Below are 19455 nucleotides of genomic sequence, written 5' to 3' on the forward strand. Positions count from 1 at the left end.
TGGGTTTCTAAATGTCAGCACAGGGAGATAAAAGAAGGAGAGGGGAAAAATGATTAAGGTTGTCATTGCGGAAGATGATTTTCGTATTGCACAAGTGCAAGAACAGTTTTTGCATAAAGTACCAGATGTAAAGGTTGTTCAGAAGGCATTGAATGCAAAGGAAACGATGGACATACTAGAGAAATATGAAGTTGACTTGCTTTTTTTGGATATCTATATGCCCGATGATCTTGGAACAAATTTGTTAGCAAAAATTCGCGATCATTATCCATCAATCGATATTATTATAGTGACTGCTGCAACAGAAAAAACGATGTTGGAGACGGCAGTTAGATATGGTGTGAGTAACTATTTGTTGAAGCCTGTGACAATGGAGAAATTTGTTGAAGCGGTGGAAGAATATAAAAAAAAGAAAAAACTTCTAAGTCATCGTGATGAGGTCGACCAAACATTGATTGATCAATACTTTGGTGTTGCCAATCAATTGTCCTCATCTCAAAAAGACTTGCCTTCAGGTGTTGATCGTCATACTTTAGAAAAAGTGAAAGAGGTAATGAAGGAACTAAAAGGTGGTATTTCCATCGAGGAGATGGGTGAACAAATCGGTGCATCTCGAACAACTGCTAGAAGGTATTTAGAGTTTCTTGTTTCAATTGATGTCTGTACGGCAAAACATGAATATGGAGTTGTTGGAAGGCCTGAGAGGAAATATTACTATAAAGAATAACAACAAGGTTAACTTAAAAATAAGGACAAGGGATGAACAATGAGAAAAAAAATAATGTTTATTTTCGTGCTTGTTGTCATGCTTTGCTTTGGTTGTTCACAAGATGAGGGGCATGAAGCAATAACAGATACAGTAACATTCATTGCCCCAAGCTCTATTGGTGGAGGTTGGGACAAAACAGCAAGAGCCATACAGGATATTTTACTGAGTAACAATTTGATTGATGAGGATATTCATGTACTGAATAAAATAGGTGCTGGTGGAGAGCTAGGATGGAAATATACTAAACAACAAAAAAAACATGTGCTAGCAATGAATTCAAGCTTACTCATTACCAATCATTTGTTGGGGCAAAGTAAGCTAACCTACAAAGATTTTACACCCATTGCCACTTTGGCTACAGAATGGAATGTCGTAATTGTCTCCAAGGATTCAGAAATAAAAAGTGCAAAAGGTTTAATGGAAGAGCTCAAAGAAACACCTCAAGCGTATAAAATAGGAGTTTCTCCGAGATTAGGCAATGATGATCAAATTTCTTTTGTATTAGCGAGTAAACAGGCAGGAGTGCATCCTGAAAAACTAGATTTTTTAGTTTATGAGAATAGTGATGAAGTTGTTGATGCATTATTAAAAAAGCAAATAGATGTGGCAACGATGACTTTGTCCGAGGCTAAAAAATATTATGATTTGAATCAGGTACAATTGCTTGTCATTTCCTCGGAGAAACGTTTAAAGGAGCTCCCAGAAATTCCTACATGGAAGGAAGAGGGAATAGATGTAGTTTTTAAACACTGGCGCGGTATTATGGGACCACCTAATATGTCAAAAAAGGAAATCGAATTTTGGGAGACGACATTTGCAAAAATGGTCAAAACTAAAGAATGGAAACAAACTTTGCAGACGTATATGTGGGAAGATTTTTATATGAACAGTAGAGATACATCTAGATTTCTTGATGATGAAAATAAGAAATATGAGAAATTATTGGAGATTTACTGAGTAAATTTATTCTTATTATGCATAGTAATATATTTGCTTTATTAGGTTGACTATTGAGATCTATGTGTTTTCCTTTCTATCGTCTTATACGATGTTGGAGAGAATACATAGTCCAAGGTTAGCCTCTTTTTTTGTTTATCAAAAATAGACAGGTATACAATGCTTTTCGTGAACAAAATGTACAAAATAGCTATAAAGAAATTAATAAACATTAATTTGTAAACGATTACATTTGGTCGATGTTAATTTATTATAAGGTGTAATATTCGGAAAATTAGTTATTTAACGAATTAATAAATAACTTCACGAAGCATTTGGGGGGAGTATTATGCTAGCAATTTTAGGTTTTTTAATGATAATAGTATTTATGATTTTGATTATGACGGGCCGTCTTACAGCAATGATTGCATTAATTGTAGTGCCAATTACGTTCGCAGTTATTGGTGGATTCGGAAGTGAAATGGGACCTATGATGTTGGATGGGATTAAAAGTGTCGCTCCAACAGGGATTATGATTTTATTTGCAATTCTTTTCTTTGGTATTTTGATCGATGCTGGTGTATTTGATCCAATCATTAAAACGATTCTTAGGCTAGTAAAAGGGGATCCTGTAAAAATTGCTATCGGAACAGCCGTATTAGCCCTTTTTATTTCTTTAGATGGTGATGGTACGACAACATACATGATTACTATTTCTGCCTTTCTACCGCTTTATAAAAGAATTGGCATGCGACCAATTGTATTAGCTGGTATTGCCGTTTCAGCTTCGGGTGTGATGAACCTTCTACCTTGGGGAGGACCAACAGCAAGGGTTATGACAGCCTTGAATCTGGAAATGTCTGAGGTTTTTACACCAGTGATTCCAGCGATGATTGGCGGGGCTATCTTTGTTCTGTTCATGGCATTTACGTTCGGAAGACAGGAAAGAAAGCGGATTGGTATTATAGAATATGATTATGAAGCGGCAGCTCAGTCTGCTGCTACAGTCGAAGATGACTATTTGAAACGTCCAAAACTAATTATCTTTAACTATACTTTGACAATTGTTCTTTTAGTAGCGTTAATTATGGAGTTATTACCACCTGTTGCATTATTCATGCTTGGTTTTGCGATTGCGATTACTGTAAACTATCCAAAATTGAAAGATCAGAAGGAACGTGTTGCGAATTATGCTGACAATGCATTATCTGTTGTTTCTATGGTTTTTGCAGCTGGGATATTTACAGGCATTCTTTCAGGTACATCAATGGTAGATGCAATGGCAAACTCAGTGATTCATTATATTCCAGATGCAATGGGTTCTCATTTTGCTGTTGTTACAGCCATTCTCAGCGCACCTTTTACATTTTTTATGTCTAATGATGCCTTTTACTATGGAGTACTGCCGTTACTTGCAAAGGCAGGAGCAGTATATGGCATTGATCCAGCCCTAATCGGTAGAGCTTCTCTTTTAGGTATGCCAGTACACCTTCTAAGTCCGCTTGTTCCCTCTACGTATTTATTAGTAGGAATGGTTGGAGAGGATTTCGGAACACTACAACGTATCTTCTTAAAGTGGGCATTCGGTTCTACAATTGTCATGATTATTGTCTGTGTAGTGTTGGGGATTTTCCCCCTTTAAAAGCTACGGTTCATGGGGTGAAAAAGATTACCTAGTAAAAATCCTTTATTTATAAGTGTAAGAGAAGCCTATTTTAATGGGCTTCTTTTTTTCTATTCTTATTCGAGTACCCGCCATAAATTAAAAATTGTTTAGAAGGATGTTTCAGATAGGGGTTTTAAAGCGTTTTTATTCGTAAAAAGGACAATCATCATATACGATAAAAATAATTAAGACTTAGGATTCTGCAATTAAAAAGAAATTATTCAAATAGGAGAAAGGTGGTTTGAAATATGAAAATCCGTAAGATTGACCATGTGGGGATAATCGTCAATGATCTTCCTGCAGCGAAAGCATTTTTTCTTGACTTTGGCCTTGAGGTGTTAGGGGAAGGAAAAGTGGAGGGTGAATGGGTGAAGAGGATGGAGCGGGTAATAGGGCTTCAAGATATAAAAGAGGACGTTGCAAAATTGCGAACGTCAGATAGTGACGCAAATATAGAAATAGTAATGCTGCGAACGCCAGACGGTGAGACGAATATTGAACTAGTAAAATTTAACGCGCCATCAAATGAAATAGGCATCCAGCATCCTTTAGCAAATACTTTGGGTATCCAGCATATTGCCTTCAATGTTGAAGATATTGAAGCCCTCGTTAACAAATTGACAAAGAAGGGCGCAGAACTTATTAGTGACATTTATAGGTACGAAAACGCCTATAAATTATGCTATGTTCGTGGGCCAGAAGGAATTATTTTAGAGCTCACTGAAGAAATCAAATAGAATAGTAATCAACAGCTTGTTAATATGAAAAGAAACCACTGAAATGGTTTCTTTTTTTTCTATAGGGAGCTAATACTTATGCTTACATTTCACCATTTTCTCTCTTGAGATTCTAAATTGATCATATAGTCGAAATCCTAAAATGAATAATTCTTCACTAAAAAAAACCAAAAGGCTTTCATAATCCTGATTATTGACATTTATCCAAATAAATTATTGCGTTTTTTTCATTGTTTCGCCCTTTCATAAAATCTATAATAACTCTGTAAATGATAATCATTTTCAATTAAAGATAAATCTGAAAGGGGCAACAAATATGAAGCAATATATTGGAAAGAGAATTATACTATGGGGGAGTTTCCTCCTGTTGTTATTGATATTAGCGGCATGTAGTTCTAATGGCAACACATCTGATGCGCAGAAAAAGGAAAACGAGAAAACAACTCAATCTGATGTGAAAGCAGAGGAAAGTGAGTCAACTATTCAATATACAACGATTACAGGTGAACAGGTTGAAATACCTGCAAATCCAAAACGAGTCGTTTATATTGGTCAGACAATTGGTGATTTCTTGGCGATGGATATTCCGGTTGTTGGTAATAATCTTCCTAAAGATTCTCCTAGTTACTATGAAGGCAAACTTGAAGGGATCGTTGATATTGGTAATCCTGCTGACTTAGAGACGATTTTGACTTTAAAACCTGATTTGATTATTAATGGCTATTACAAGGCGGATCCAAATCTTAATGAAGAATTGTCAAAAATCGCTACTACGATTCCCTTTAATCCTGCTCTTCCTTATACAGAACGAGTAAAAGAGATGGGGAATATCTTAGATAAGCAGGAAGAAGTAGCTCAATTGCTTGCTAAGTTTGAAACAGAGTCTAAAGAAATGTTTGAAAAGTTTCAATTAACAGAAGGGGAAACCGCAACAGTTTTCTATCAGCTAGGAAAGACGCTTTATGTTATGGGTGATCGTAGCCTAGGTGCTATTATTTATGGGAAAAATGGCTTTGCTGTCCCACCAGCAGTACAAAAGAATATTATTGATGTAGAAGGGGTATCTTTCCTAGAGGTTTCAGAAGAGGTGCTTCCTGAGTTTGCTGGTGATCATTTGTTTGTAATTGTACAAGAGGATAGTGAAAGTGAAGCAGAAGCTGATCGGCTGCTACAAAGCCCGATATGGGGAACTTTGCCTGCTGTCAAAAAGGGAAAAGTTTATGTTGTTCCTAATGAATGGAATACAGATAATTTATTAGCTTTGAAGCAATTGTTCCAAAAGCTACCAGAGTGGATGCGCAAACAGTAAAAATTGTATCCGTCCAATCAATTTTTAAACCGCTAGTATTCTAGCACATACTCGAACAATCGTTGATAGTGGGTCATTATATGTTACAATGACGATAATGAGAATCATTTTCAATGTTTGGAGAGTTGCTTATGAATCTGACATCCTTATATATTAGACTACAACACTATGATCGATTTCAAGTTGATCGATTAATGTCAGCTACTAGCCATAATGAGGGAATAAATAATCATGAAACAAATTTATGCACATTATTGATAGCACTCAGTCCTGCCATACGACTGTATGTAGACAAAATGGCAATCGATCTACGACAAGGAAGCTGCATGCTCATTTTACCTATACAAAGCTACACGGTAGAGTCAAGTAACAAAGAGGCACAGCTTGCTCGCTTTACCTTTGAAACCTTTGAAGTAGAAGGAATGACTTTGAACCGAATTGCTCATCCACCCCTGCTTCATGGTTATCCCTATCATCTGTTGTTTTCTCAAGTCAAGCAGGTATTAGGAAATGAAGCATCGAACAATAATCAATTTTGTTCCTCTCTATCCACATTAGAAATGGCCATGTTACAAGGTAGACTTCAGCAAATACTAGCTATGATGGTTCAGTTAGATGAACAAGCTAACCAGTTACAGCACGAAGAAAAGACAAAATTGGTTCAACAAACTGTACAGTACATAGAACAGCACTATGATGAGGACTTGACAGTTGAACAATTAGCTAACATGGCTGGAATGGTAAGATGGCAATATAGTCAAAAGTTTAAAATATTGACCGGTAAAAAGCCGACGGATTATTTGACTCATGTACGTATAAACCAGGCAAAAAAAATTCTAAGTAATTCAACTGAGCCATTGAGAAAAATAGCTCGACAAATTGGGTTTAAGGATGAATATTATTTTAGTCGATGCTTTCATAAATTAACCGGAAACACCCCACGTGAATATGCAAACATTCAACTTCATACTCCAGAAAGAACAGTTATCGATTCATTTGGTAGAAAGATTCATGTTCCTAAAGATGCAACACGTATTGTGACTGATGGCAAATTTACACTTGGGGAATTACTTGTTCTAGGCATACCTCCTATAGGGGCGGCCATCTCAATCATGAAAGATAACGTGGTTTATCACAATAAATTAAGGAACATTCATAGTATTGGGCATTGGGTAGATCCGGATAAAATCGCACAGCTGCAGCCAGAGTTATTATTGCTTAGCTATTTTCATCCTGAACATGATTTGCAGAAACTAGATGCGATTGCTCCTACTATTATACTGAATAGCAAGTTTAGTCTATTTGAGCGGTTACGATATATCGCTAAACTATTTGAACGGAGTAAAGCGGCAGAGAAGTGGATTTCTACATATGAGAACAAAGTAAGATTGGTACGTAGGCAATTAGCAGATGTTTATGTTGCTGGGGAGACGGCTACTGTTTATCTCAAGTTAGATACTAAATATTATGTTATGTGTCAGACTGGATTGGCTGCAAGCTTGTATGAATCTCTGGGCTTTCGTCCTACTCCTCAGGTAATGCAGCTAATCGAGCAAGGGCAAGCATGGATAGAAATTCAGCAGCATCAAATAAATCACTATGCTGGAGAGCGTAATTTTATCTTGGCTTCCCCCAAAGAATTACTAATGATTACTTACTGCCCACAAATCGCCACGTTAATCGAGCTTGCTCCTGGTAAGACTCATTTCATAGATTTTATATGGAATCATTGTGATCCCATTACACGTGAACGGTTGTTAGAGGTTCTACCGTCTATTTTTAAGAAGAAAGTTATTCGATAATTAAAAAGTAAAACTCGATCCATTAATTGGATTGAGTTTTTGCCATTAATCGTATAATTGCTCACAAATAAATTTAAAAAATATCCTGATATAAAAATCTTTAAAGGCTGTATGAAATTTCTGGTATAATTACATATATCTATGTTTATTTTAAGGAGTGATTTTATGAAAAAGCTATTTATAATAACTAGTTACTTAGGGTTTTTTATAGTAGGAGGTTTGACTTTTACCTACTTTTCAACAACGGAAGCAGCAAGTGACATGAAAAAGATTAGCGTGTTTCAGGATCCAATTAATTATTATGTAGATAAGGTTGAGAAAGTACCGCCAGAAGGTCAATCTGGATTTAATTATCAAGGCACGATATATGTCCCAATGCGATTTATTGCTGAATCTTTAGGTGAAAAAGTAACATGGGATGGGAAAACAAAATCCGTTTATATTGGTGATGTTCCAAAATTCATCGCTTTAAAAGATGTAAAACCTATTGGAAGTGATGAAGACCACTTCTTCCACAATCCAAGCTCTGTCATTATTAGTACAGGTGAAAAATTTGAGCGATCCTATCAGCTTGGTGGTTATCATGGGGGAGGCGCAGTTCAAGACCATACAGTGGAATACTTAGCCAATGGAAATTACAAGGGATTCGAAACCTATTTGGCACCAATTAAAAAATTAGCAGCTAATTCCTTCGGTATAGGTTTCTTGAAAATTTACGCAGATGGGAAATTAGTTTATGATAGTGGAGCAATCAAAGATAAGGTAAAGGTTCATGTTAATTTAGATGGAGTTTCAAAAGTGAAATTTGAACTTGAAGGCAGTGGTTTAGGTATATTAGATCCTAAATTTATTCAATAAACCTTCTCTACTAATAAACGAAAAAGACGATGACATAATAATTTGTCATCGTCTTATTAAATTTGACCTCTTCATAACTATTTCAAAATAGAGAAATGTCAATACATATTTGTCAATATTTACACTTTTACTTATAAAATAGTTGGATAGTATATGGTATAATTTCATACGATACTTATACATAAAATAGGAAAAGGGAGAGAAAAGAATTTGATGAAAAAGATGATGAAACGAACGAGTGCAGCGTTGCTTGGTGCCTCATTAATGCTGACGACAGTTGTCCCTGTGATTCATGCTGAAGAGCAAACAAAACCCCTAGTACCGTCGATAAGCGAATGGGCAATAGAAACATTAAATGAGGGCGAAAAATACGGGATTTACTCAACTGAATGGTACTTCGATGGTTTTCTTCAGGAAATTCCAGTGGACAAAGTAAATGAACTACTAGCTTTAACAGAAAAGAAGGTTGCCTCTCTAGGCTTAGCTGAAAATAAACAATACAAACCAGTAAGTGTGAAAAACAATAATACACGTGGTGATATTGTCAATCGCTTGTATAATATTGTAGCACGGTATGATTTACCTGTTGGTACAGATGCTGTTCAATTTATGAAAGAGCAAAATATATTACAAGGCTCTCCCAATGGACTTCAGTTAGAGAAAAAGGCAACCACTCAACAGGCTGTTTTGCTAGCTGTTCGTTTCATTCAGAGTACATATGCACTTGCAGAGCAAGGCTCTAAAGGGGTGGCCTGGGTAGTAGAGGACGAGGATACGCTTATCTACTTATTAGGCTCTATTCATTTAGGAACACCAGACTTATATCCATTCGATAAAAAATTAGTAACGGCATTTGATGAATCTGATGCACTGCTAGTAGAGGCGAATATCTTGGATACGGAAGCACTTGAATACTATTCAGAGAAAGCAATGTATACAGATGGCTCAACATTGAAAGATGCTGTTGCACCAGAAACATATGCGAAGCTTGAACAAGTGGCAAAGCTTTATGATCTGCCAATGGACCAGCTAACAGTTCAAAAGCCGTGGATGCTTTCGAGTGCATTATCGATGCTAGCTATGGACGATTCCTTTGGTATGACACCTCAAGAGATGGCTATGCACGGTATCGATGTCTACTTTTTATTAAATGCACAGTTGCAGCAAAAGCCAGTGATTGAATTAGAAGGTACAAGAGCACAGGTTGATATGTTTGAAGGATTATCACCAGAGGCACAGGAGCAGTCACTAGTCGCTGTACTGGATAGTATCATTCATCCAGCGGAAGAAAATCAATCTGAAGTACTTCAAGAGTGGTTTACAAGCTGGAAGCAAGGAAATGTTGAAGAGTTTGCAAAAAGCTTCCAAGCAATGGAAGGTACATCATCTGAATTTAATGAAATGCTATTTGGTCTACGTGATGAACAAATGGCCAAGAAAATCATGAATGTACTGGAAGAAAAAGAAGGTAAGTACTTTGTTGTTGTTGGTTCAGGTCACTTCCTAATCGATAAAAATATTCGCTATCATTTAGAGAAAAACGGCTACAAGGTAAAGCCATTTTATCAATAAAATAGATTCCCCTCGTAAAAGGATAGATTATTTTCTGTCTTTTACGAGGTTTTTTTATGCATGTAAGACAATAATGGTCATATGACCCTAACAATCTAAATAATCGGATTATTGTTGCAACGTAAAAAAAATCGTGTTAGTATTAGTAAAACGTTTTACTAAAACGTTTTACTTGTGAAGGGGATGAACATATTGAGAAATAAACGAATTGCAACGATTGGGGATGCAATGGTCGTTTTTAATCCATCTAAGACAGGTCCTCTACGTTTCGTTCCTTCCTTTGAGCGAGCTGTGGGTGGTGCAGAATTAAATTTTGCGATAGGTGTTACGCGTTTAGATATGGAAGCAAAATGGATTAGTTGTATTGGAGACGATGAATTTGGCAAATTAATTTATAACTTTGCGCGTGGTGAAGGGATTGATGTATCACATGTCTTACGAACACCACATATTCCAACATCTATCTATTTTAAGGAGATTCGGGAAGACGGTGCAGGTAAATCGTTTTACTACCGCAACCCATCACCTTTACTTGAGCTGACAGAAGATCGTATTGATGAGTCAGTACTGGATGATGTGGACTTATTACATATTAGCGGCGTGTATTTAGCGGTATGTGAACATAACATTGAAGTTGCATTGAAATTAATTACTTTAGCACAGGCGAAAAATATTCCAATATCTTTTGATCCAAATTTACGTTTAAAACTATGGACTATAGAAGATGCCCGAGCGGTATACGAAAAAGTGTATCCATCTATCAATCTTCTGTTAACAGGACAGGATGAATTTGAGCTTTTATTTGAAGGGCGTACAATTAAAGACGTTCAAGAGAGTTATAAAATAGATGAAATTATTGTGAAAAAAGGTGAACAAGGCGCCACGGTTTATACAGCCACTGAACAGTATGATCGAGAAGCATTTTCCATTCGTGCCATTGATACAGTTGGAGCAGGGGATGCATTTGATGCTGCCTATGTCTATAGCTATTTAAATGGTGATGATATCGTAGAACGCCTCCGTTTAGCTAATGGTGCAGGTGCATTGGTAGCAACAATTAAAGGAGATAATGAAGGGCTTCCATCCCTGCAAGAATTAAGGCAATTTATTGGTGATGAAAAACTAATTGAGCGTTAGGAGTTGTCAGGAATGCAAAAAATCGAAATTTTGAAAGCGTTGTCAGATGCAAAAATTGTAGCTGTTATTCGTGGGGATTCACCTGAAGAAGCAACGGAAATTTCAAAAGGTGCTATCTCAGGTGGCATTCGAGCAATCGAAATAACGTATACAACGCCTTTTGTTGAAGAAACTTTTAAAGCATTACACAATAGCGATGCAATAATTGGAGCTGGCACAGTTTTGGATGTTGAAACTGCACGCCATGCGATTTTAAACGGTGCCAAATTTGTTGTTAGTCCAAGCTATAACGCTGCAATTGCAAGGCTTTGCAATCGCTATAGCATTCCATATTTACCAGGCTGTATGACCATTACAGAAATGGTGACAGCACTTGAAGGTGGAAGTGACATTATTAAACTATTCCCGGGAAATCAATTTGAACCAAACTTTATTAAAGCCGTTAAAGGGCCTCTACCACATATCACAATTATGCCTACAGGTGGTGTTGGTTTGGCTAATATGAATGAATGGTTAGAAGCAGGCGCAGTTGCAGTTGGGATTGGAAGTGATTTAAATAAAGCATTTGTAAAAGATGGCTATGCAGGTGTAGTGGAACGTGCCAAAGCATATATCGAAAATCTATCAAACTAGGAGGTAATGACGTATGAATATGACATTTAGATGGTATGGTCGTGGCAATGATACAGTGAAATTAGAAGATGTGAAGCAAATACCAAATGTAAAAGGTATTGTTTGGGCACTCCATCACCTACCAGCAGGAGAGGTATGGACTAAAGAGGCTATTCAAGATGAAGTTGACTATATTCAATCGTTCGGATTCCATACAGATGTCGTGGAAAGTGTCAATGTCCATGAAGATATTAAATTAGGATTGTCAACACGTGATCAATATATAGAAAACTATAAACAATCTATTCGCAACCTTGGTGAAGTGGGTGTCAAAGTTATTTGCTATAACTTCATGCCCGTATTTGATTGGACACGTACAGATTTATTCCATCCATTAGAAGATGGCTCAACGGCTCTCTATTTTGATAAGGAAAAGGTCATGAACTTAGATCCACAAGAACTGGTGAATGAAGTAAGCGCATCTTCGGATTTAACCCTTCCAGGATGGGAACCAGAACGATTAGCTCGACTCTCAGATTTATTTGAGCAGTACAAAGAAGTAGATGAAGTTAAACTTTGGGATAACTTAACTTACTTCTTACAAGCTATTTTACCAGTTGCGGAAGAGGTAGGTATTCAAATGGCGATTCATCCAGATGATCCACCGTATTCAATCTTTGGCTTACCTCGCATTATTACAGGAGCAGAAAGCTATGAAAAATTAATTAAAATCTCTGATTCCATGGCAAATGGCTTTACGTTCTGCTCAGGTTCAATGGGAGCAGACCCACAAAATGATATGGTAGCCATCGCTGAAAAATATGCATATCGTGCTCCGTTTGCTCATATCCGCAATGTCAAGATTATGGAAAATGGTAGTTTCTTTGAAACATCACATTTTACATCGGATGGTTCAATCGATATTAAAAATATTGTACGTACATTAAATGACCAAAACTATGAAGGTTATGTACGTCCAGATCATGGTCGTCATATTTGGGGAGAACAATGTCGTCCAGGCTACGGCTTATATGATCGAGCACTTGGCATTATGTATTTAAATGGACTTTGGGATGCTTATGAAAATCTGAAGAAATAGGTGACATGTATGAAAGCACTACAAGTAATCAAACCTTTTGAAATGGCTTTAATTGACGTAGCAGAACCAGTAATAACAAAGTCAACAGATGTCCTTGTTCAAACAGAATATGTTGGTATTTGTGGCTCAGACATGCATATTTATCATGGTTCGAATCCATTAGCGACATTGCCTCGTGTACCTGGGCATGAAGTTGCTGGCCGAGTGTTAGAGGTTGGTCAAGACGTACAAGGTTTAAAAGCTGGTGACAAGGTTGTTGTCGAACCAATTCGTTATTGTGGTGAGTGCTATGCTTGCCGTAAAGGACAACCAAATGTCTGCGAACAACTTTCTGTTTTTGGTGTTCATGAAGATGGAGGCATGCGTGAGCGTTTTGTTGTAGCTGAAAAGCAATTGCATAAAGTAGCAGACCACACCTCTTTAGAAGAGGCAGTCTTAATTGAACCTTATACAATTGGCGCGCAGGCAGTATATCGTGGTGAATTACAGGCTGGTGAAACACTATTGATTCAAGGGGCCGGACCGATTGGCATTTGTATTTTAAAGATGGCTAAATTAATAGATGCACGCGTGATGATTTCTGATCTGGATCCAGCAAAGCTCTCATTTGCAAAAGAACTTGGTGCAGATGTAGTTGTTAATGTAAACGAGCAAGATTTATTAGAGGCTGTTAACCAATGGACAGATGGAGTAGGTGTCAATGTATCTATTGATGCAGTTTGTATTCCACTAACATTTAAACAATCTATCGATGCTGTTTCAGTTGCTGGGAGAGTAGTAGTCCTTAGCTTTGGAGAGGAAGCCATTGAGCTTGCCCCACTACCAATTACGAAAAAGGAATTATCGATAAAAGGCTCACGTTTACAAACATTCCAATTTGAAAATGTAGTGAAGCTTGTTGATGCTGGAAAGCTACAGCATCAAGGTTTAATTACACATACTTTCTCATTACATGAAGCAAAAGAAGCATTTGAATATATAGAAAAAAACCAAAATGAAGTACGTAAAGTTATTTTAAAAGTAGGTGAGTAAGGTGCATGAAGCATTGCAAAATAAAGTGGCTGTTGTAACGGGTGGTAGTGGTGTTCTTTGCTCAGAGATGGCAATGGAATTGGCTAGGCAAGGTATGCGAGTTGCTATTTTAAATCGTACAGCGCAAAAAGGAGAAGCAGTCGTCCGATCGATTACAGAAAATGGCGGAGAAGCAATTAATTTTTCTGTGGATGTTTTAAACAAAGAGTCGTTAATAGCAGCGAGACAAGCAATTTTACAGCAATATGGTCAAATTGATGTACTGATTAATGGAGCGGGCGGCAATCATCCAGATGCCATTACGGCTGATGAAGTATATAAAGAACAATCGACTACACCAAATTTCTTTGAATTAACACCAAGTGGTTTTGAAAGCGTATTCTCGAATAATTTTACAGGAACATTTTTGGCTGCCCAAGTTTTTGGTGAAGCATTGCTGAGAACGAAGGGCACAATTATTAATATTTCATCCATGAGCTCCTATGCCCCTATGACAAAAGTGCCTGCATATAGCGCGGCAAAGGCAGCGATTAATAACTTTACGCAATGGATGGCGGTGCATTTTGCAGAAGCAGGTTTACGTGTTAATGCCATTGCACCTGGATTTTTTATTACCGAACAAAACCGTAATTTATTGCTAACAGAAGATGGTTCATTAACTGCACGTTCAGAAAAAATCATTACAGCTACACCACAAAAGCGTTTTGGAAAACCACAAGATTTATTAGGAACTTTATTATTTTTAGCTGATGATACATACTCAGCATTTGTCACTGGCGTAACAATTCCTGTTGATGGTGGATTTATGGCTTATTCAGGCGTTTAACAAAGGGGATTTATTTCAAATTTAGGGGTGAATGATATGAAACAACAAGGTATTTTTGGAGACGGCAAAACGGTTGTAATTGTCATGCTATTTTTAGCGGGTGTCATTAACTATTTAGATCGTTCAGCACTATCAATTGCAGCACCATTTATTCAAGAAGATATTCATCTAACGTCAACCCAATTAGGGATTATCTTTAGTAGCTTCTCTGTTGGGTATGCCATTTTTAACTTCTTAGGTGGAATGGCTTCCGATAAATTTGGTGCCAAGTTAACGCTATTTGTAGCGATGATTGTATGGTCTTTATTTAGTGGAGCAATGGTTTTAGTCGTTGGGTTCGCATCGTTGATTATTGTTCGTATTGTATTTGGTATGGCGGAAGGGCCATTGTCATCAACCATAAATAAAATGGTGAATAACTGGTTTCCTGCGGATAAACGTGCCTCTGTAGTAGGGCTAGCCAATAGTGGTACGCCACTTGGTGGTGCAATCGCAGGTCCAATCGTTGGTTATATTGCATTAGCATATGGATGGAAATATTCATTTATTGCGATCATGATCCTTGGATTTATTTGGGCAATCGTATGGTTTAAAGTGGTGAAAGAAAAGCCAAACAAAGAAGACAGTGTAGAATCAATGGCAAACTTAGAGATTGCAGCAGAAGATATCAATCATAGTCGTGGTCTATCTTATTATTTAAAACAACCAACAGTATTATTTACTGCTTTTTCGTTCTTTGCCTATAACTATATCCTATTCTTTTTCTTAACTTGGTTCCCAAGTTATCTAGTAGAAGCTCGTGGAATGGCTGTAAAAGATATGAGTATTGTAACGGTTATTCCGTGGATTTTAGGATTCCTAGGTTTAGCATTGAGTGGAATTGTCTCAGATTTCATTTACAAACGCTTTATGCGTAAGGGAGTTTTATTCTCTCGTAAAGTGGTTCTAGTGACATGTTTATTCTTAGCAGCTGTATCGATTGGCTGTGCAGGTATTGTAACAACAACAGTTAGTGCTGTTGCGCTTGTTGCTACCTCTGTTTTCTTCTTATATTTAACAGGGGCTATTTACTGGGCAATCATTAATGATGTGGTGGAATCTAAGTATGTTGGATCTGTTGGCGGCTTTATGCACTTCCTTGCAAACACAGCTGGTATTATTGGGCCAACTTTAACAGGTTTCCTAGTAGACAGAACAGGAACATTCTCCGCAGCTTTCCTACTTGCAGGTGGCTTAGCGGTCATCGCTTCATTAGCAGTTATTAAATTTGTTACACCAATTGTTCATAAAGAATTAGCTTAAAAATAGAAAGGATGGATTCAAATGAACAATCAATCAATTATTAAAATTCATCCGATGGACAATGTTGCCATAGCCTTGAGTGATCTTCCTCAAGGCTTTTTACTTCCATTGGATGGAAAGGAAATAACGTTACAGCAACAAGTACTACGTGGGCATAAGATCGCCATCAAGACTCTTTCTAAAGATGCACACATCACGAAATATGGTTTTTCAATTGGTCATGCGACAGAAGAAATCCTAGCAGGTAGCTGGGTTCATTCCCATAACATGAAAACCAATTTATCGGGTGAATTAAGCTATGAATTTAATCCAAAAACACATCCCGTAGCCGAGTCTCGTCATGCACAGCGCACGTTCAAGGGGTATCGTAGAAAAGATGGTCAGGCTGGTGTACGAAATGAAATTTGGATTATTAATACGGTTGGATGTATTAACAAAGTAGCTGAAAACTTGGCGAAGTTAGGCAACCAATTATTGAAGGCTGACAATTTTGATGGTGTACAGCATTTCGCTCATCCATATGGTTGCTCACAACTTGGTGATGATTTAACGTATACACAAAAAATCTTAGCTAATTTAATTCATCACCCTAATGCAGGGGCAGTCATTGTATTAGGGCTAGGATGTGAGAACAATTATATTGAGCTCTTTAAGAAAACAATTGGTCATTATGATGAACAACGCGTTTCCTTTTTAAATGTTCAAGAATCAGCAGATGAAATGGAAGAGGGTCAACAACTGCTTGAAAAAGCCTTTGACTATGTGACGACATTTGACAGACAAACATTACCTATTTCAGAACTGAAAATTGGTTTGAAATGTGGTGGTAGTGATGGTTTCTCTGGCATTACCGCTAATCCGATGATTGGTGTATTTTCTGACCAGTTGATCTCAGCTGGAGGTGCAACGGTGTTAACGGAAGTTCCAGAGATGTTTGGTGCTGAACAGATTTTAATGGAACGTGCAAAAGATGCCTCTGTTTTTGAGGATATTGTGCATTTAGTAAATGACTTTAAACAGTATTTTATGAAATATAATCAACCTGTCTATGAAAATCCCTCTCCAGGAAATAAAGCGGGTGGAATAACAACATTGGAAGAAAAATCACTTGGCTGTATACAAAAAGGGGGCTTTCAAGAGGTAAAAGAAGTGCTTGATTATGGCGAACGTATGACAACAAAGGGGCTACATTTACTAAACGGTCCAGGAAATGATCTTGTTTCAACAACAGCACTGGCCTCAACAGGCTGCCAAATCGTCCTTTTCTCAACTGGTAGGGGAACACCCTTTGGAGGACCTACACCAACAGTCAAAATTTCAACAAACACACCACTTTATGAACGAAAAAAAAATTGGATTGACTTTAACGCAGGGCAGTTAGTGGATGGGAAGCCGATGGATGTATTAGTCGATGAATTTATGGATTATATAGTAGCGCTAGCTTCAGGTGAAGTGCAAACGAATAATGAGAAATATGGATTCAAAGAAATCGCCATTTTTAAAGATGGCGTGACGATGTAGGAGAGAAATGACATGAAACATCCTATTAAAATTATGCAAATAGGTGATGGGAATTTTATCAGAGGCTTTTTTGACCTAGCAGTTGAAAAACTACAAGTCCCTTGCAGTATTGTTTCTGTCGCAGCAACAGCAAGAGGAAAAACAGTTAAACTGCTAGAAGAACAACAGCTGCAATTCACTGTGATGGAACGTGGGCTAAAAAACGGTGAGGTCGTAGAAGAAGAAACCACTATTAAGATTATTCAAGATACTATTCATCCATATGAAAACTGGCCTACATTTTTACAATATGCACAGTCTGAGACATTAGAAATGATTGTGTCTAATACAACAGAGGCAGGGATTTATTATGAAAATATTCCTTATCCTACGGCTTGTCCCACAAGCTATGCAGCAAAGTTAACCGTCTTTCTAGAACAATATTACAAACATTTTCAAGGTGAAAAACAAGTGGCAATTGTGCCTTTGGAATTAATAGAACAGAATGGTTCTACATTAAAAACAATTTGTCTACAGCATGCTAAAGACTGGAAGTTGCCTACAGCATTTAATGATTGGCTTGCTACGTTAACTTTTTGTAATACACTTGTAGACCGTATTGTAACAGGTTATCCACAGGATTATCAGGGGGAGGATGCCCTTTACACAGTTTGTGAACCGTATTTCTTATTTATAATTGACCAAAAAGAGCCATTTAAACATTGGCCAACAAGTCATGATTTCCCTTTTGTCTTTGATGATTTAGACATGTATCGAAAACGCAAAGTTGCCATTTTAAATGGTAGTCATATTTTGCTTTCAGCATTCGGCAAGATTTTTAACTATACAACTGTAAGAGAGGCATTTTCACATGCAGGTGTTCGAGCCTTTATTGAAAAAGTAACAAACGATTTTACCCAACGCTTCCAAGTGGATGAGCACTATCAGCAAGATGTCTTTGAACGTTTTTTAAACCCATTTATTGAGCATCAGCTATATGATATTCAATTAAATGAGTTATCCAAGTGGCAAACACGTATTGCCCCTTACGCTGAAACAGAAATATACTATCAAGCTTTAGCAATAGGGATATATGCAATGAATCCAACACGCTTTTCCGTGCGTGAATCTGATCAAATTATTGAAAAACTGACTGAAATCCATAACTATTTTGAACAAGGTCAGTCAGAGCCAATGCAACAATTTATCGAACAATATTTCCAGTGTGATGCAGCAAAGGTTATTCAGCAATTATCTACAATTACTAGTTTATTGGAGGCAATAGCATGCGACAATTAATCATTAATGAACCGTTTCAAATGGTGGAACGTGAAGTAGACAAGCCTAGTATTGAAGGAAGTCATGATGTTTTATTAAAAATCACGCATATTGGTGTATGTGGAACAGACACACATGCTTTTGCAGGTGAACAACCATTCTTTAGTTATCCACGAGTGTTAGGCCACGAACTAGCTGCTATCGTGGAAGAAGTCGGTGAAGCAGTTAAGGACATCCAAGTAGGAGATCGTGCAACAGTTATTCCATACATCCATTGTGGAGAGTGTGTTGCATGTCGTCGAGGTCAAACAAACTGCTGTAAATCTTTGAAAGTATTAGGTGTACATATGGATGGTGGTATGGGTGAATATATCGTAGTTGATGAAAGTATTGTAATTACTGATAATGCTGTGTCAGGTGACCAATTAGCCATTGTGGAGCCATTAGCTATTGGTGCCCATGCAGTACGTCGTTCGGAACTAACAGAAAATGATACGGTACTTGTTATCGGTGCAGGGCCAATTGGATTAGGAGCAGCACGTTTTGCTAAGTTACGCGGTGCAAAAACAGTATTAATGGATTTGAACGAAGAACGTTTAAAAGAAGGACAGGCATGGTCGGAAGCGGATGGTGTGATTGTTGGTAGCCATGACATAATGGCGCAGTTACATGAAAAATTTAATGGTGAACTTCCTACAGTTGTCTTTGATGCAACAGGCAATCAACAATCAATGGAATCCTCATTTCAATACGTAGAAAATAGTGGCACATTAGTGTTTATTGGTTTAATGAAGAAAACCATTACATTTAATGATCCTGAATTTCATTCAAAGGAATTAACATTGAAGAGCAGCCGTAATGCTACGTTAGAAGATTTTGAGACGGTTATGAACTACATGCAGTCAGGAGCTATAAAGAAAGGCTATGTTACGAAGCATATTGCATTCGATGAAGCTATTTCTTACTTTGAGGCAAAACAATACAACACAAATAAAGCACAAATCTATTTTAAATAATGGG

At 37.3% G+C, this 19455-nt stretch carries 17 protein-coding genes; all 17 read left to right on the plus strand.

Annotated elements, in window-relative coordinates:
- Nucleotides 1-49: 49 nt before the first annotated feature.
- The 17 genes from AAJG31_RS14690 (at nt 50) to AAJG31_RS14770 (ending at nt 19451) form a co-directional block, all read left to right on the plus strand.
- Nucleotides 50-727 (plus strand): response regulator, encoded by a 678-nt coding sequence (locus AAJG31_RS14690; protein WP_112116865.1) that lies wholly within the window; start codon nt 50-52, stop codon nt 725-727.
- Between the two features lie 39 nt (nt 728-766).
- Complete coding sequence (locus tag AAJG31_RS14695) at nt 767-1726, plus strand: tripartite tricarboxylate transporter substrate-binding protein (RefSeq protein ID WP_048393944.1); 960 nt, start codon at nt 767-769, stop codon at nt 1724-1726.
- Between the two features lie 328 nt (nt 1727-2054).
- Entirely contained in the window at nt 2055-3347 is a 1293-nt protein-coding gene (locus AAJG31_RS14700) for a CitMHS family transporter (RefSeq protein WP_054549726.1), read from the plus strand.
- Between the two features lie 272 nt (nt 3348-3619).
- Entirely contained in the window at nt 3620-4108 is a 489-nt protein-coding gene (locus AAJG31_RS14705) for a VOC family protein (RefSeq protein ID WP_048393946.1), read from the plus strand.
- Nucleotides 4109-4424: 316 nt separating this feature from the next.
- A complete protein-coding gene (locus tag AAJG31_RS14710; protein ID WP_279493404.1) occupies nt 4425-5417 on the plus strand; it encodes an ABC transporter substrate-binding protein in 993 nt (330 codons plus the stop codon).
- Nucleotides 5418-5548: 131 nt separating this feature from the next.
- Entirely contained in the window at nt 5549-7219 is a 1671-nt protein-coding gene (locus AAJG31_RS14715; RefSeq protein ID WP_279493403.1) for a helix-turn-helix domain-containing protein, read from the plus strand.
- A 165-nt stretch (nt 7220-7384) separates the two neighbouring features.
- On the plus strand, nt 7385-8077 hold the full coding sequence (locus AAJG31_RS14720; RefSeq protein WP_048393950.1) for a stalk domain-containing protein: 693 nt from the start codon (nt 7385-7387) through the stop codon (nt 8075-8077).
- 213 nt (nt 8078-8290) lie between these two features.
- Entirely contained in the window at nt 8291-9649 is a 1359-nt protein-coding gene (locus AAJG31_RS14725) for a TraB/GumN family protein (RefSeq protein WP_066038035.1), read from the plus strand.
- A gap of 183 nt (nt 9650-9832) precedes the next feature.
- Nucleotides 9833-10786 carry a sugar kinase gene (locus tag AAJG31_RS14730; RefSeq protein ID WP_054549722.1) on the plus strand — a complete coding sequence of 318 codons (954 nt, stop codon included), beginning with the start codon at nt 9833-9835 and terminating at the stop codon, nt 10784-10786.
- 12 nt (nt 10787-10798) lie between these two features.
- Nucleotides 10799-11419, plus strand: a complete 621-nt coding sequence (locus AAJG31_RS14735) for a bifunctional 2-keto-4-hydroxyglutarate aldolase/2-keto-3-deoxy-6-phosphogluconate aldolase (protein WP_279493400.1) — start codon at nt 10799-10801, stop codon at nt 11417-11419.
- Between the two features lie 13 nt (nt 11420-11432).
- Nucleotides 11433-12497: a mannonate dehydratase gene (gene uxuA, locus AAJG31_RS14740; RefSeq protein ID WP_279493397.1), complete on the plus strand. Its 1065-nt coding sequence runs from the start codon at nt 11433-11435 to the stop codon at nt 12495-12497.
- Nucleotides 12498-12506: 9 nt separating this feature from the next.
- Nucleotides 12507-13529: a zinc-binding alcohol dehydrogenase family protein gene (locus AAJG31_RS14745; RefSeq protein ID WP_048393955.1), complete on the plus strand. Its 1023-nt coding sequence runs from the start codon at nt 12507-12509 to the stop codon at nt 13527-13529.
- Nucleotides 13522-14355 carry an SDR family oxidoreductase gene (locus tag AAJG31_RS14750; RefSeq protein WP_048393957.1) on the plus strand — a complete coding sequence of 278 codons (834 nt, stop codon included), beginning with the start codon at nt 13522-13524 and terminating at the stop codon, nt 14353-14355. The genes AAJG31_RS14745 and AAJG31_RS14750 overlap by 8 nt, the downstream gene beginning before the upstream one ends.
- Nucleotides 14356-14391: 36 nt before the next feature.
- Complete coding sequence (locus AAJG31_RS14755; protein WP_048393958.1) at nt 14392-15657, plus strand: MFS transporter; 1266 nt, start codon at nt 14392-14394, stop codon at nt 15655-15657.
- Between the two features lie 21 nt (nt 15658-15678).
- Complete coding sequence (locus AAJG31_RS14760) at nt 15679-17178, plus strand: altronate dehydratase family protein (protein WP_279493393.1); 1500 nt, start codon at nt 15679-15681, stop codon at nt 17176-17178.
- A gap of 12 nt (nt 17179-17190) precedes the next feature.
- Nucleotides 17191-18456 (plus strand): hypothetical protein, encoded by a 1266-nt coding sequence (locus AAJG31_RS14765; RefSeq protein WP_048393960.1) that lies wholly within the window; start codon nt 17191-17193, stop codon nt 18454-18456.
- The gene (locus AAJG31_RS14770) at nt 18444-19451 is read left to right on the plus strand and encodes a zinc-binding alcohol dehydrogenase family protein (protein WP_048393961.1); all 1008 of its coding nucleotides are present in this window, start codon (nt 18444-18446) and stop codon (nt 19449-19451) included. The genes AAJG31_RS14765 and AAJG31_RS14770 overlap by 13 nt, the downstream gene beginning before the upstream one ends.
- Nucleotides 19452-19455 lie beyond the last annotated feature (4 nt).

It is taken from the genome of Lysinibacillus sp. BS3 (assembly GCF_039614735.1).
In the GTDB taxonomy this organism is placed as follows: domain Bacteria; phylum Bacillota; class Bacilli; order Bacillales_A; family Planococcaceae; genus Lysinibacillus; species Lysinibacillus capsici.

What these genes read in the sequence shown, in the direction of transcription:
- AAJG31_RS14725 (WP_066038035.1), top strand. Translation starts at nt 8,291, where the DNA reads ATGAAAAAGATGATGAAACGAACGAGTGCAGCGTTGCTTGGTGCCTCA.
- AAJG31_RS14745 (WP_048393955.1), top strand. Translation starts at nt 12,507, where the DNA reads ATGAAAGCACTACAAGTAATCAAACCTTTTGAAATGGCTTTAATTGAC.
- AAJG31_RS14710 (WP_279493404.1), top strand. Translation starts at nt 4,425, where the DNA reads ATGAAGCAATATATTGGAAAGAGAATTATACTATGGGGGAGTTTCCTC.
- uxuA (WP_279493397.1), top strand. Translation starts at nt 11,433, where the DNA reads ATGAATATGACATTTAGATGGTATGGTCGTGGCAATGATACAGTGAAA.
- AAJG31_RS14720 (WP_048393950.1), top strand. Translation starts at nt 7,385, where the DNA reads ATGAAAAAGCTATTTATAATAACTAGTTACTTAGGGTTTTTTATAGTA.
- AAJG31_RS14715 (WP_279493403.1), top strand. Translation starts at nt 5,549, where the DNA reads ATGAATCTGACATCCTTATATATTAGACTACAACACTATGATCGATTT.
- AAJG31_RS14770 (WP_048393961.1), top strand. Translation starts at nt 18,444, where the DNA reads ATGCGACAATTAATCATTAATGAACCGTTTCAAATGGTGGAACGTGAA.
- AAJG31_RS14765 (WP_048393960.1), top strand. Translation starts at nt 17,191, where the DNA reads ATGAAACATCCTATTAAAATTATGCAAATAGGTGATGGGAATTTTATC.
- AAJG31_RS14695 (WP_048393944.1), top strand. Translation starts at nt 767, where the DNA reads ATGAGAAAAAAAATAATGTTTATTTTCGTGCTTGTTGTCATGCTTTGC.
- AAJG31_RS14760 (WP_279493393.1), top strand. Translation starts at nt 15,679, where the DNA reads ATGAACAATCAATCAATTATTAAAATTCATCCGATGGACAATGTTGCC.
- AAJG31_RS14705 (WP_048393946.1), top strand. Translation starts at nt 3,620, where the DNA reads ATGAAAATCCGTAAGATTGACCATGTGGGGATAATCGTCAATGATCTT.
- AAJG31_RS14755 (WP_048393958.1), top strand. Translation starts at nt 14,392, where the DNA reads ATGAAACAACAAGGTATTTTTGGAGACGGCAAAACGGTTGTAATTGTC.
- AAJG31_RS14690 (WP_112116865.1), top strand. Translation starts at nt 50, where the DNA reads ATGATTAAGGTTGTCATTGCGGAAGATGATTTTCGTATTGCACAAGTG.
- AAJG31_RS14735 (WP_279493400.1), top strand. Translation starts at nt 10,799, where the DNA reads ATGCAAAAAATCGAAATTTTGAAAGCGTTGTCAGATGCAAAAATTGTA.
- AAJG31_RS14700 (WP_054549726.1), top strand. Translation starts at nt 2,055, where the DNA reads ATGCTAGCAATTTTAGGTTTTTTAATGATAATAGTATTTATGATTTTG.
- AAJG31_RS14730 (WP_054549722.1), top strand. Translation starts at nt 9,833, where the DNA reads ATGAACATATTGAGAAATAAACGAATTGCAACGATTGGGGATGCAATG.